General features: G+C 49.2%; 14 protein-coding genes. 7 read left to right on the forward strand and 7 right to left on the reverse strand.

Going from position 1 to position 13,796, the window contains the following annotated elements; translation table 11 throughout:
• The first annotated feature begins 383 nt into the window (after positions 1-383).
• The 3 genes from MP213Fo_RS02835 to rsmA all read left to right on the forward strand — a co-directional run bounded on the left by MP213Fo_RS02835 (position 384) and on the right by rsmA (position 3,359).
• A complete protein-coding gene (locus MP213Fo_RS02835; RefSeq protein ID WP_421090983.1) occupies positions 384-1,337 on the forward strand; it encodes a peptidylprolyl isomerase in 954 nt (317 codons plus the stop codon).
• A gap of 136 nt (positions 1,338-1,473) precedes the next feature.
• Positions 1,474-2,535: a 4-hydroxythreonine-4-phosphate dehydrogenase PdxA gene (pdxA, locus tag MP213Fo_RS02840; protein ID WP_421090177.1), complete on the forward strand. Its 1,062-nt coding sequence runs from the start codon at positions 1,474-1,476 to the stop codon at positions 2,533-2,535.
• The gene (gene rsmA, locus MP213Fo_RS02845; protein ID WP_421090178.1) at positions 2,532-3,359 is read left to right on the forward strand and encodes a 16S rRNA (adenine(1518)-N(6)/adenine(1519)-N(6))-dimethyltransferase RsmA; all 828 of its coding nucleotides are present in this window, start codon (positions 2,532-2,534) and stop codon (positions 3,357-3,359) included. The genes pdxA and rsmA overlap by 4 nt, the downstream gene beginning before the upstream one ends.
• Positions 3,360-3,554: 195 nt before the next feature.
• Here rsmA and gmk read toward each other — a convergent pair whose 3' ends face one another.
• The 5 genes from gmk to MP213Fo_RS02870 form a co-directional block, all read right to left on the reverse strand.
• On the reverse strand, positions 3,555-4,205 hold the full coding sequence (gene gmk / locus MP213Fo_RS02850) for a guanylate kinase (protein ID WP_421090179.1): 651 nt from the start codon (positions 4,203-4,205) through the stop codon (positions 3,555-3,557).
• A 219-nt stretch (positions 4,206-4,424) separates the two neighbouring features.
• Positions 4,425-5,363 (reverse strand): YicC/YloC family endoribonuclease, encoded by a 939-nt coding sequence (locus MP213Fo_RS02855; protein WP_421090180.1) that lies wholly within the window; start codon positions 5,361-5,363, stop codon positions 4,425-4,427.
• A gap of 82 nt (positions 5,364-5,445) precedes the next feature.
• On the reverse strand, positions 5,446-6,597 hold the full coding sequence (gene mltG, locus MP213Fo_RS02860; protein ID WP_421090984.1) for an endolytic transglycosylase MltG: 1,152 nt from the start codon (positions 6,595-6,597) through the stop codon (positions 5,446-5,448).
• 640 nt (positions 6,598-7,237) lie between these two features.
• Positions 7,238-8,500, reverse strand: coding sequence for a beta-ketoacyl-ACP synthase II (gene fabF / locus MP213Fo_RS02865; RefSeq protein ID WP_421090181.1), 1,263 nt, complete (start codon positions 8,498-8,500; stop codon positions 7,238-7,240).
• 307 nt (positions 8,501-8,807) lie between these two features.
• Positions 8,808-9,044: an acyl carrier protein gene (locus MP213Fo_RS02870; protein ID WP_002963616.1), complete on the reverse strand. Its 237-nt coding sequence runs from the start codon at positions 9,042-9,044 to the stop codon at positions 8,808-8,810.
• Between the two features lie 281 nt (positions 9,045-9,325).
• Between MP213Fo_RS02870 and MP213Fo_RS02875 the strand changes: the two genes are divergently transcribed.
• Positions 9,326-9,457: a hypothetical protein gene (locus MP213Fo_RS02875; protein WP_421090182.1), complete on the forward strand. Its 132-nt coding sequence runs from the start codon at positions 9,326-9,328 to the stop codon at positions 9,455-9,457.
• A 49-nt stretch (positions 9,458-9,506) separates the two neighbouring features.
• Here the strand turns inward: MP213Fo_RS02875 and fabG are convergent, their stop codons facing one another.
• Both fabG and fabD read right to left on the reverse strand, forming a co-directional pair.
• Positions 9,507-10,244: a 3-oxoacyl-[acyl-carrier-protein] reductase gene (gene fabG / locus MP213Fo_RS02880; protein WP_421090183.1), complete on the reverse strand. Its 738-nt coding sequence runs from the start codon at positions 10,242-10,244 to the stop codon at positions 9,507-9,509.
• 87 nt (positions 10,245-10,331) lie between these two features.
• Entirely contained in the window at positions 10,332-11,273 is a 942-nt protein-coding gene (fabD, locus tag MP213Fo_RS02885; RefSeq protein ID WP_421090184.1) for an ACP S-malonyltransferase, read from the reverse strand.
• A gap of 617 nt (positions 11,274-11,890) precedes the next feature.
• On the opposite strand from fabD, the gene rpsF reads away from it, so the two are divergent.
• From rpsF to MP213Fo_RS02900, 3 genes are all read left to right on the forward strand, one after another.
• Positions 11,891-12,316 carry a 30S ribosomal protein S6 gene (gene rpsF / locus MP213Fo_RS02890; RefSeq protein WP_421090185.1) on the forward strand — a complete coding sequence of 142 codons (426 nt, stop codon included), beginning with the start codon at positions 11,891-11,893 and terminating at the stop codon, positions 12,314-12,316.
• Entirely contained in the window at positions 12,316-12,564 is a 249-nt protein-coding gene (gene rpsR / locus MP213Fo_RS02895) for a 30S ribosomal protein S18 (protein ID WP_421090186.1), read from the forward strand. Before rpsF ends, rpsR begins: the two co-directional genes overlap by 1 nt.
• A gap of 208 nt (positions 12,565-12,772) precedes the next feature.
• Complete coding sequence (locus MP213Fo_RS02900; protein ID WP_421090187.1) at positions 12,773-13,732, forward strand: DUF2232 domain-containing protein; 960 nt, start codon at positions 12,773-12,775, stop codon at positions 13,730-13,732.
• Positions 13,733-13,796: the final 64 nt, after the last annotated feature.

Below are 13,796 nucleotides of genomic sequence, written 5' to 3' on the forward strand. Positions count from 1 at the left end.
AAGACGCGTTTCAATTAGCAGTTCTGATAAAAATTCCGGCTCGCAATAGCGGGCCGGAATTGTATCGTCTGAGTGATGCCCCGAAATAAGCGCAATAATATCATAAATTTGTAACAATCAAAAAATACTCATCAGAAACATATATTGTGCTGTTTATGGGAAGCACCGATCAAGGTTTTTGCAGCTTAATTTGCAGTTTTCCTGCATTCTTAGACAGATGAGAGATTGTTTCGATGCTTCCGCTCATTTATACAGACATGTAAATCCTGACAGGATGTGATAATACAGATCATTTATTGTTCTATTTTTGCTCCGATCTGCGGAGATGATCGCGTCCTGAAGCGCGCAACGGGAAACAAGGTATGAACCTCACCACCATGAGCATGAAATTCAATAAACATATCTTTGCTGCATTATTTGCAGGTACTGTAGCCCTGACCGCGCTTGGCGGCGCCGGATTGAGCGGCACTGCCTATGCTGCGGAAATCAAAGTTATTGTTAACAGCAATCCGATCACCAATGTCGATATCGCCAATCGCGCGGCTTTTCTGAAGCTGCAGCGCCGTAGCGGCAATCTCAACCAGATGGCTAAAGACGAGCTGGTTGAAGAAATGCTTAAACGTGTGGAAATGAAATCACGTGGCATATCGGTTTCCAATCAGGAAATTGAAACAGCCTATGCCAGCTTTGCGTCACGTAATAAAATGTCTGTTGCTCAGCTTAACCAGCTGATGAATCAGGCTGGTATTACGCCTCAGCATTTCAAAACCTTTATCATGGTACAGATGGGCTGGAGTCGCGCAATCGGTGCCCGCTTCCGTGCTGAAGGTATGATGAGCGAACAGGATGCCGTGCAGCGTATGCTAAAAGATGGCGGCAAAAAGCCTTCATCGAGTGAATATACGTTACAGCAGGTTATTTTTGTGGTGCCTGCGGCACAGCGTTCAAGTGGTTTGATGGCTAAACGGCGTCAGGAAGCCAATGCTTTGCGCAATCGTTTTTCCAATTGTGAAGCCACACGGGCACAAACCAAAGGTATGCTCGACGTGACTGTGCGTGATCTGGGCAGACATCTGGAATTGCAGTTACCACCCGAATGGTCAAAACAGCTCAAGGCAACCGCTGTTGGTCGCCCGACCGCAGTGCAGGATACAGATAAAGGTGTAGAATTTCTTGCGGTTTGCGCTAAGCGCACCGTGTCTGATGATCGTGTTGCCCAGCTGACTTTCTCGATGGAAGGTACTAACAGTAATTCTGATCAGGAAAAGAAAGCTGAAGAAATCAGCAAGAAATACATTAAAGAATTGCGAGAGAAAGCTAAAATCGTCAATCGCTGATATCGCCTCTGATCGCAGGAACAAGTGTTGCTGCGATCATTGATCTTCCACAATAATCACGACACATATTGTCACAACAGTGTCCATCTGCATGTGTTTCCGGCGATGAACCGGCTGCAACCAACCGGATCAGATAATGGCTCTACCCCTTCATGGTGAGGCTCCTATAGCAGTCTATTCAACACCGATTGCGCTGAGCATTGGTGACCCTTCTGGTATCGGCCCTGATATTGCTCTTGCGGCATGGACGGCACGTGAGAAACATTCTCTGCCGCCGTTTTTCATCCTCGGCGATCCGGTACTGTTAAACGCGCGTGCCAGACAACTTGGTCTTGATATACCGCTGAGCGTCTGTAATCCCGATGAAGCAGTACAGCGCTTTTGCCACTATCTGCCTGTGGTGCCGCTGGCCAATCGTTTAAGTGATACTGCCGGAATACCACAAATTGCTAATGCTGCCGGTATTATTGAAGCCATTGAGCGGGCTACAAATTATGTACTGAACGGACAGGCTAGCGCATTAACCACCTGCCCGATTGCTAAAAAGCCGCTTTATGAAGCAGGGTTCAGCTTTCCCGGTCATACAGAGTTTCTAGCCCATCTGGCTTCGCGTCATCTCGGACGCGATGTGCGTCCTGTAATGATGCTGGCCGGCCCGCAACTACGCGCGGTGCCGGTAACCATTCATATTCCGCTGCATAAAGTGCCGGAAGAACTGACCACGGACGCTATCCTTGAAACAATCCGCATCACCGAGCATGATCTGCGTACACGATTTGGTATAAGTAATCCGCGCATTGCCGTCTCAGGTCTTAACCCGCATGCCGGTGAAAGCGGTGCGCTGGGTCATGAAGATGATGCGGTTATCCGCCCTGCAATTGAGCTTCTCAAATCTGAAGGCATGATTATTCGCGGCCCATTGCCAGCGGATACCATGTTTCACCGTCAAGCCCTGACAACCTATGATGCAGCGATTTGCATGTATCATGATCAGGCACTTATTCCGGCAAAAGCGCTGGCATTTGATGAAACCGTCAATGTCACACTCGGCCTTCCCTTCATCCGTACCTCGCCTGACCACGGCACCGCTTTTGATATCGCCGGTCGCGGCGTTGCACGTGCTGACAGCCTGATTGCCGCCCTCAAACTGGCAGCACAACTGGCTGCCTATCATCACGGACAGAAAACACCTAAATGAGTATTGATAATCTGCCGCCATTGCGTGACGTGATTGAGCGTCATGAGTTAAATGCCAAGAAATCTCTCGGCCAGAATTTTCTGCTCGACCTTAACCTGACATCAAAAATTGCAAGACAGGCCGGCAATCTGCAGGATCATCCGGTGATTGAAGTCGGCCCCGGCCCCGGCGGCCTGACCCGCGCCATTCTTGCTCAAGGCGGCATTGTAACCGCCATTGAGCGCGACGAGCGCTGCCTGCCTGCATTGGAAGAAATTGCGGCGGAATATCCGGGGCGTTTAAAAATCATAGCCGGAGACGCGCTGGAGCAGGATTTTTCATCCCTGTTTCCTGATAGTGAAAAAAAGCCGAAGATCATTGCCAACCTGCCGTATAATGTCGGCACACAATTGCTGGTCGGCTGGCTGCTCAGCGATCCGTGGCCGCCATTTTATGATTCAATGACGCTGATGTTTCAAAAAGAAGTTGCCGAGCGCATTGTTGCCAAAGCCGGTGGTGACGCCTATGGCCGCCTGGGTGTATTGGCAGGCTGGCGTACACAATCTAAAATCGCATTTGATCTGCCGCCACAGGCTTTTACACCGCCGCCCAAAGTAACCTCGGCGGTTGTACATATGATACCACGTGCAGAGCCGCTGGTCTGCGTCTCCAACAGACTGGAGCGCGTTACACAAGCGGCTTTTGGTCAGCGCCGCAAGATGCTCCGCCAGAGCCTGAAACCGCTTGGTGGTGAAGCGCTGCTGAACAAAGCCGGCATTGACCCCACACGGCGTGCTGAAACGCTGAGCGTGGAAGAGTTTGTGCATCTGACCAATCAGCTTTAAAGCATTATCACTCAAATTGAATGCGCTGCCAGAGCAATTAATCTTCAGGATGGATGGCAGCGCTCGCTCTAGATTTTAAAATTGTTGCATTGTCATACCTATCAACTTGATAGTGAAATGCTCTAATGCATCAGACATTAAAAAACCCCGCCAATTAGCGGGGGTTTTTAATATGATATTTCCTATGCACAAATACTATTCTTCGATTAAGCCGTTAACAAATTCGAACAGGCCAGGTCTGCGATCACGGCGCAGGCGCTCTGCCATTACAATCGACTTCACAGCTGCATAAGAGCGGTTCAAATCTTCATTGACGACAATATAATCGTATTTGCTCCATTTCTGGATTTCAAAACGCGCATTGTCGAGCCGTGTCTGAATCACTTCCGGCGTATCTTCCGCACGACGGTTGAGCCGCATTTGCAGCTCTTTCATGGTAGGCGGCAGAATAAAGATCGACACCACATCAGCCGGCATTTTAGCCTGAAGCTGCTCTGCGCCCTGCCAGTCAATATCAAACAGCATGTCACGGCCATCAGCCAGCGCGTTTTCAGCAGTTTCACGCAATGTGCCGTAATAATTACCATGCACTTCAGCCCATTCAATCAGGGCATCACTGTCACGCAAGCGTTCAAACTCACGTACGGTGTTGAAATGGTAATGTACGCCCTCAATCTCGCTGGCGCGACGCGGACGTGTTGTTACACTCACGGAGAGGGAAAGATCCATCTCCCGGTCTTCCAGCAACAACCGCGCAATGGTGGATTTACCTGCGCCGGAAGGTGAGGAAATAACCAGCATAAGGCCGCGCCGTGCAACAGTATTGTCCACGAAGGAAATGGCCATAATCTACTCTGCTCCAGATTTTTTATTCACGTAACCAGAATCTATATTCACGTAAATTGACTGTTATCACTACACCAAACTGATGTCTGCTGCGATCTGCATAGCCTGACAAAAGTTTGCATATTTTAGTTAAAGCATTTTTATTTTTCGTGAAGCGAAAACGGTTTCTGCTTTTGCCGCAACAGTGCTGTTAAAGCTGTTCAGCTCACTCAACCAGCTCTATTCGAGATTTTGAATTTGCTCGCGAAACTGGTCAACAACAGCTTTGAGTTCAAGCCCGATAGCGGTAATTGATGCGGCATTAGACTTCGAGCACAATGTGTTGGTCTCACGGTTGAATTCCTGCGATAGAAAATCAAGCTTGCGACCGACCGGCCCACCATCGGTTAATAATTTATGCGCCGCATCTACATGCATATCAAGACGATCGAGCTCTTCCTGAATATCAGCTTTGGTTGCCAAAAAGGCGGCTTCCATATGCAGGCGCTGCTCATCAAATGTAATAGCTGCACTGCGATTGCTGTTCACAGCTTCCAAAAGCAAAGCCACCTGCCCGGCCAAGCGCTCACGGATAGCCTCAACGCTGCGTGAACCATCTTGGCGCGCCTGACCTGCCAGCTCGGCAATCCTGTCAACATGCCCGCTCAGCAATACCTGCAAACGGCCACCTTCCTGCAAACGCATGTGCTGCAATGCCATCAGCGCGTCATCAAATGACGACAGCAACACCGCCCGCAATGCAGCTTTATTGCTGTCATCAGCCAATGTCTGCGGCACATCAAGCATACCGCGCAAAGCCAAAATACCATCCACACTTGCCGGTGCAAGTCCGTATTGGCTTTCAAGCTGCTGTGCCGTCTGCATGACTTTAGCCAGCAGCTTTTCATTAACAACCATTTCAGCCTGCGTTTCCGCCTCTTCAAGCGTCAGGCTGACCTGAAAAGACCCGCGTGAAAACACGCGACCAAGAGCTGTACGTAATTGCTGCTCAAGATCATCATGCCCATGTGGAATACGAAAACGGGTATCGAGCCCCTTACCGTTTACACAACGAATTTCCCACGAGATACGGGTTTCAGCGCCGGTTTCACCAGCTTGCGCAGGCGCTGTAAATACTGCCGTATGGCGCGCAAAACCTGTCATGCTCTGTACTGTCATAGAAAATCCGTATCCGTTGTAAAAATGCTGTCCGGCATTATGCAGGACAGCATGATTGTTAGATGAAATATGTGGCCAAATTTTATGGCGATGGCGGGGTTACCGGAACAGTCTGGGTTCCGTTTACTGCCGGCGCTTCCTTGCGCTTGCGTTCAACTTCACGCCATTTACGCACATTTTCATTATGCTCTTTCAAACTTGCAGCAAACACATGCCCGCCAGTACCATCAGCCACAAAATACAAATCTTTGGTATCCAGCGGATTAGCTACAGCTTCCAGTGCATCACGACCGGGGCTGGCGATAGGTGTAGGTGGTAAGCCTCTGATAATGTAGGTATTATAAGCGGTTTCTTTTTCGATATCAGATTTATAAATCGGCCGGTCAGACGGTTTGCCACGTCCGCCAAAAATACCGTAAATAATGGTCGGGTCTGATTGCAGACGCATGCCCTGATTAAGACGATTAACGAAAACCGATGCCACATGCGGCCGCTCAGATGCCACACCGGTTTCTTTTTCAACAATAGAAGCCAGTGTTACAAATTCGTTTATGTCTTTCACAGGCAAACCGTCACGACGCTTGGCCCAAATCTCGTCAACCAGCTTGCTCTGCGCTGTGGTAAGTCGGGTAATAACCTCTTCACGGGTCGTGCCGCGTGAAAAGCTGAATGTGTCAGCGATCAGACTACCCTCGGCAGGCAGCTCTTTAGGCATATCACCAACCAGCAATTCGCTGTTGGCAATACGATCAAAAATCTGCTGAACGGTCAGCCCCTCCGGAATAGTTACTGAATGCATCAGCGACTTTCCTTCAACAAAAATATTCATAATATCGCGCATAGAGGCATAGGCCGGAATAGCGTATTCACCCGCCTTCATACTTTTTTCCAGACCATAGGCTCGCGCACCATAACGGAAAATACGACCGTCTGTGATCAGATTATTACGCTCGAGCTGATCAGAAATTTCAACGATACCACTACCGCGTTTAACGAAAAATGTTGAATCCTGCGCTAACGGTCCTTGTGTCGTGAACTGTACTTTACCGAAATAAAACAGTGCACCCATGCAGATAACCAGAAACACTAATATCGAGAGCATGAAATTTGCGAAAACAACAATCTGGCTGCGCGCATGACGCGAGCGCTTGCGCTTTTTCACTGGCTTTGATGCTGTTTTTTTAGAAGGTGCGGCCTCGGCTGCCGATGCTGCAACCACCGGCTCCTCCGGCATCTCAGACTGCTGCTCTGGCTGCTGTAAAGACGTGGCTGTATGATCCTCACCCTGCTGCGATGAAGCAGCGACAGCAGGTGCCGCAGGCGCAGCGGCGATTTCAGGTGAAACTGGCGCAACCTCAATCGTTTCATCGGAAGTAACAGGCTTATTTGCAGCCTCTGCGCTCACATTTTCAGGTGCAGCAGTATCCTGCGCGCCATTTTGTGTATTCGTTTCCGAAACGGCAGGCTGACCAGCAGGTTTATTTTCAGATGATTGGTCTGATGTCACACTCTCACTCCGGTTCAACTCGGTCTTCCGGCAATTGTCGCCAAAGAGACATAAGCTATTTGATCTGTGCTCTGTACGAGTTGCCGGTGACTGGAAGATGTAGTTTCAACAATTCTAAATTAGCTAAAAATACATTATCACGGCTGACAACCCCACGGATATGAAAAAACAGCTGCTATACTTTTGTCGCCCTGTTATCTCTTCACGCAATTGGCACAATAATTGCGGCAAAAGCACGAATGCTGCAACCAGCAAACAAAGCTATAAACAGAAACAAGCGATATTTAAAATACCGCCTCTAAATTTGGATCATATTACAGGCCGCCCTATCGCAAAGCGGCCTGCTATTTTATTTCAAACCTGCGGCTTAGGCCTGATAACGGCGCATAACCAATGACGCATTGGTGCCGCCAAAGCCGAACGAATTCGACACAGCAACATCAATTTTACGCTCACGCGGCTTATTAGGCACCAGATCAATCTTGGTTGTAACCGATGGATTATCCAGATTGAGCGTTGCAGGTGCAATATTATCGCGAATAGCCAAGACCGAGAAGATCGCTTCTGCAGCGCCCGCAGCACCCAGCAAGTGACCGATAGATGATTTGGTTGAAGACATCGAGATTTTCGATGCGCTTTCGCCGACAACGCGCTCTACAGCGGCCAGTTCAAGCGTATCCGCCATGGTCGAGGTGCCATGTGCGTTGATATAATCAATTTCATCAGGTGAAATTTTAGCGCTTTTCAGTGCTGCTTCCATGCAACGCTGGGCACCTTCACCATTTTCACTTGGTGCTGTGATGTGGAAAGCATCACCGGACATACCGTAGCCGATTACTTCCGCATAAATCTTAGCACCACGTGCCAATGCGTGTTCCAGCTCTTCCAGAACCACAATACCTGCACCCTCACCCATAACAAAACCGTCACGGTCTTCATCATAAGGACGTGAAGCTTTGGTCGGGTCATCATTGCGCTTGGTAGACAGCGCCTTACAGGCGGCAAAGCCAGCGAGCGAAATACGGCTGACTGGCGATTCTGTACCACCGGCAACCATTACATCGGCATCACCAAAAGCAATCATACGGGCAGCATCGCCAATCGCATGTGTACCGGTTGCGCAAGCTGTAACCACGGAATGGTTAGGGCCGCGCAATTTGTGTTTGATCGAAACATGGCCGGACGCCAGATTGATCAGACGACCCGGAATAAAGAATGGTGAAATACGGCGCGGACCTTTGTCACGCAGTGTCAGGCCGGCTTCAACAATACCTTCGATACCACCGATACCGGATCCGATCAGCACACCGGTGCGGATCTGATCTTCATCGCTCTGCGGATGCCAGTTTGCATCTTCCAGAGCCTGATCGGCAGCAGCCACACCATAAATAATAAAAGGATCAACTTTGCGTTGTTCCTTTGGCTCCATGTAATGATCTGCATTGAATGTGCCATCGGTACCGTCACCAACAGGAATACGGCAGGCAATCTGACAAGCAAGGTCGTCAACTTCGAATTCGGTAACACGGCGTGCTGCACTTTGACCAGCAAGCAGACGCTTCCAGGTTTCTTCAACACCATTTGCCAAAGGCGATACCAGACCAAGACCGGTAATGACGACTCTTCTCATATGTATCCTTCCCCACGCAAACCCGTCTTTATTCAACTGATCCTGATCAGCCAGCGGGCAGCGCAGATTAATCAACCGCGCACTATCTCGACCGGAATCGATCAAGGATTAAAATTACGCAAAATTATTAAATTGTTACAGCGCATTTGTGGAGTAATAATTATTGTACGACAACACATTCAGCAGGTTTTAGCTGCTTTTGCACCTTACATAGCATTCAAGACGACAGATAAACTATCTGCCCTACAAACGATAAGGGCCGGAAGATGTTATCTTCCAGCCCGATATCTGTCTGCTGATTAAAGAATCAAGCAGAAGCTTTGTCGATGAACTTAACAGCATCGCCGACCGTCAGAATGGTCTCAGCTGCATCATCAGGAATTTCTACACCGAATTCTTCTTCGAAAGCCATTACCAGCTCAACGGTGTCCAGGCTGTCTGCGCCCAGATCATCAATGAAGCTTGCGCCTTCAGTTACTTTATCGGCATCTACGCCCAGATGTTCAACAACGATTTTCTTGACGCGTTCTGCGGTGTCGCTCATGTCGGACCTCGACCTGTTAATACCATAGCCTTGGTAGCGGCATGGCTGATTGTAATCAAGTGTTAAGATAACTTTACACTGCAACAATTGCTACGGTGAAAAGCATCCTGTGGATATTCCTACTGCATTATGCCTGAAACCGGAATGCGTTACAGGCAGACTATACAATATATTTCAGTTGTTGCGGTTTAACTGTTGCGCCGGATAAGCGCAATCCTAATTCTCACAGCAACTGCCGCGATACATATTTTATGAACCGCGACATTGATCGGGGCATTATCATGCTTCTGATGATTGGCAAAGTGCAATTCGACAATACGCCAAGACAAATCATGACAAAAGACCAGAATTTGCCGGTAAAAAACACTTTGGCTCTGAAAAATCAGGGCTTAATGCCTTTTTCACACACCTAAAAACAAATTATCAAGACATGATGAAAAACTGTTTTCCGACAAGTCCGCCTTAAATCATCGCCATACCACCATTAACATGCAGTGTCTGACCCGTTACATATGCCGCTTCATTGCTGGCAAGATAAACCACAGCCGATGCAATTTCCGACCCCTTACCCATACGCTTCATCGGAATAGCAGACATGATGCTGTCTTTTTGCTTGTCATTGAGCTTCTCAGTCATGGCCGACTCAATGAATCCCGGAGCAACGCAGTTCACGGTCACATTGCGCGAGGCAATTTCCTGCGCCAGTGATTTGGAAAAACCGATCATACCGGCTTTTGCCGCGCAATAATTGGCCTGTCCCGGATTGCCGGTAACACCAACAATCGACGTGATATTAATAATACGGCCAAAGCGGCGGCGCATCATCGGATGCGTCAGCTCACGTGTCAGGCCGAATACCGAGGTCAGATTAACCTCAATCACAGCATCCCAGTCAGCATCACTCATGCGCACAAACAGGCCATCACGGGTAATACCGGCATTGTTAACCAGAATATCCACGCCTTCGAGCTGCTTTTCAACAGCCTGACCAAGCGCTTTTACTTCTTCACGGTCAGACAGGTTGGCCGGAAAAATATGAACGCGGTCACCAAGATCATTGGCCAGCGCTTCAAGCTTTTCAACGCGTGTACCATGCAAAGCAACAATCGCGCCCTGCGCATGCAGCGCGCGCGCAACTTCTTCACCGATTCCGCCGGTTGCACCGGTAATAAGAGCCTTACGGCCAGTCAGATCAAACATGTAATCCTCTTGAATCTGATAATGCGAACAAGCTGTTGTCCGCTTTTATAAAAATATAGTTTTACAAACTAAGATTGTTGATTGCTATTACAGCAAAACCTTGAGAGTCGCATCAATCTCTTCAGCAGTTCCAACAGTCACACCGGTCACATCTTTGGAAATGCGCCGCGCAAGACCAGTCAGCACCTTGCCGGAGCCGATTTCATACAGCGTCGTCACTTCATGGGATGCAAACCATTCAATAGTTTCGCGCCAGCGCACCTGACCGGTCACCTGCTCCACCAACAGATCGGCGATTTCTTGCGGATTTTTTTCCGGAGCCACGCGCACATTGGCAATGACCGGCACAACAGGCACATTTTTTTCAACCACAGCCAACGCCTCGCGCATTGCATTGGCAGCAGGCGCCATCAGGCTGGAGTGAAAAGGTGCTGAAACCGGCAACATGATCGCGCGTTTGGCGCCACGCTCTGTGGCCAGCTTTGCAGCAAGCTCAACTGCAGCCTTAGTGCCGGAAATGACAATCTGTCCGCCGCCATTATCATTGGCGATCTGGCACGCACCTTCAGACGTTGCCTGATCACAGACATTAAATACATCGGCATGTTCCAGACCGATAATGGCCGCCATACCGCCCTGACCGACAGGCACTGCAGCCTGCATCGCATTACCGCGAATACGCAGCAGTTTGGCGGTATCAGTAATAGAAAAAGTACCGGCAGCGCAGAGTGCGGAATATTCGCCAAGCGAATGGCCGGCAACATAAGCCACTTTATCTTCCAGCTTCAGCCCTTGCGATTCCATCACACGGATAACAGCCATAGAAACTGCCATCAGCGCCGGCTGTGCATTGGCGGTCAGCGTGAGCTGATCCTCAGGCCCTTCGAACATCAAAGCAGAAAGCTTTTCACCGAGCGCATCATCAACTTCGTCAAAAACAGCGCGTGCTTCCGGATACGATTCGGCCAGAGCCTTACCCATGCCGACAGCCTGACTGCCCTGTCCCGGAAATGTAAATGCTACAGTCATTAAAGCCTCTTCCTGTATGTCTGTTATAACGTCTTGGCCACATTGCCTGTATAATACCCCATGGCCTGTATAATATAATGCCAATACGGATACGACAGAAAACTATATTCTATGCCAAACCACATAGTCTTTGCTGTCATTATCGGCAAGGATCACTTGGTTTCGCAACATAATATGGCACAATATTGTACGGGCATGTGCCTTTCACTGCCTTTTAAGTCAAGCATTTGCCAATAGAGCCTGTCGGAAAACCAGCCAAAAACCAGACAGACAAGCAGCCTGTGCCTATAAGATTGGGATCTCATTTACCGCATAGAGATAAAATCCCGCAACTTAAACACTGCTTAAACACCGCTTTATCCGCGGCTCTTGCTTTTGCCGGTTGCAAATTGCGTCAAAAGCCCCTAATAGCCAACCGTCATCGTCCGGTATCAGCTGGGGGCTGAACGGAGGCCGGATTTAACGATCCGGAGAAACAGTGTTGTTTCTTCCTCCCGTGTCCCCGCTCTCGATCGTCTCGACCCGCGTCCTTTCTTCTCCGTTTCACGGATAAAGAGAAGTCGTTGAGGCTTAGCCGTTGATCCGGATCGTGTGAAAATGGAAGAAAGGCAAAGACAATGGCTCTTTATGAACATGTGATCCTTGCCCGACAGGATATCTCGCAGCAGCAGGTTGACGCACTGGTAGAACAGTACAAGGGCGTTCTTGAAGCTAACGGTGGTAAAGTCGGGCGTATCGAAAGCTGGGGACTGCGTCCTCTGACTTATCGTATTAAAAAGAACCGTAAGGCTTATTACACACTGGTAAACATTGATGCTCCGGCTACAGCCGTTGCTGAAATGGAACGCCAGATGCGTATTAACGAAGACATCTTGCGTTTCCTCACCATTCGCGTTGAAGAACACGAAGAAGGTCAGTCAGCAATGCTGACACGCCGTGATGATCGTCGTGAACGTGAAGACCGTTTCGGCCGCGATGATGATCGTCCGCGCCGTCCGCGTCGTCCGCGTGATGCTGAAACTTCCGGCGAAGGAGAAGAATAATGGTTGATATCAATCAGATCCCTACCCGTCGCCCGTTTCATCGTCGTCGTAAGACCTGCCCGTTTACAGGTCCTAACGCACCGAAGATCGACTACAAGGACGTAAAACTCCTGCAGCGTTATATTTCAGAGCGTGGTAAGATTGTACCAAGCCGTATTACAGCTGTAAGCCAGAAGAAACAGCGTGAACTCGCCCGTGCGATCAAGCGTGCCCGTTTCCTCGGCCTGCTGCCTTACGTAGTGAAATAAGATTCATTTATACGGGGTGTGATTTTTCACATCCCGTATAAATTTTGGCCGTATAACTATTATGCGCGCCAGATAATTCGATAGTTTAATTGACCGCAAGGTCAGGTTGGGAAACAGGGCGTTTACAGCGACCATTCTCTAACTGCAACTGACAGTGATCTTGAAATTTTTTTTCAAGAGAAATCTGCAGGCAGGACAGCAGGACGACATGAATACCAATAGCAAACATATCAGCACCGGAATTTTAGCAGGACTGGCAGCAGCGCTTTTAGCGTCTGGTGTACTGGTTCAATCCGGCTTTGCTATTGCGCTCTATGTCCTGACACCTTTACCAATTTTCATTGCCGCCCTTGGCTGGGGCACCACCGCCGGTCTTATCGCCGCCGGTACTGCCAGTATTGCTATGGCGTTTTTTGCAGCACCCATGGTTGCTGTTCTGATTGCCCTTACCAGTTTCATCCCTGCTGCAACCGGCGCTTATCTCGCTGGTCTGGCTAGACCTGCTCAGGAACTGGGCGGCCCTGAAGATGCATTGGTATGGTATCCGCTTTCCGATATTCTGTTCCGTCTTTCCCTGTTGATTGCAGCCAGTTTTGTCATTGTCGGTATTATTATCGGCTTTGGTCAGGAGATGATCAATGAGCTGAGCGCTGCCGTTATTGCCAGCCTCAAAGCCTCTGATCCGGCCTTTAACCATGGTGAAGATTTCAACGAAACTTTGAAGAAGTTTCTGCTGATTGCCTTGCCCGCCATTCAGGCAGCAACCAGCCTGTTGTTTCTCACTGCCAATTTCTATCTGGCTCTGCGTATTACCGAACGTGCAGGTATTTTGCGCCGCCCGCGCGATAACTGGCCTGCTACATTGCGGATGCCGCGCCCTGCGCTGCCGGTATTTGCTATATTTTTTGCCGGCTCCATGTTTCTTTCAGGCCCTGCCGGTCTGATTGCCACTGCGTTTGCCGGCGCATTGGCTGCCGGCTTTATCATGTCGGGTCTGGCCATTATTCACTGGCGCACCCGTGGTGCTCCATGGCGTCCGTTTGCATTATGGCTCGCTTATTTTCTGCTTATCATTTTTGCATTTTCAGCTGTTGTTTTTCTGGTCATCGGGCTGATGGATACATCACGTACCGCTCCGATTTCCAAAGACCCGCCGCAGAGTGCTTAACCAATTAACCGTATTAAAATTAACATCTTAAACTACCAGTTTTGAGACTTAAAACTAAAGGAAT

Origin of the sequence: Pseudochrobactrum mosebachae, assembly GCF_048914685.1 — a bacterium.
Taxonomy (GTDB): Bacteria; Pseudomonadota; Alphaproteobacteria; order Rhizobiales; family Rhizobiaceae; genus Pseudochrobactrum.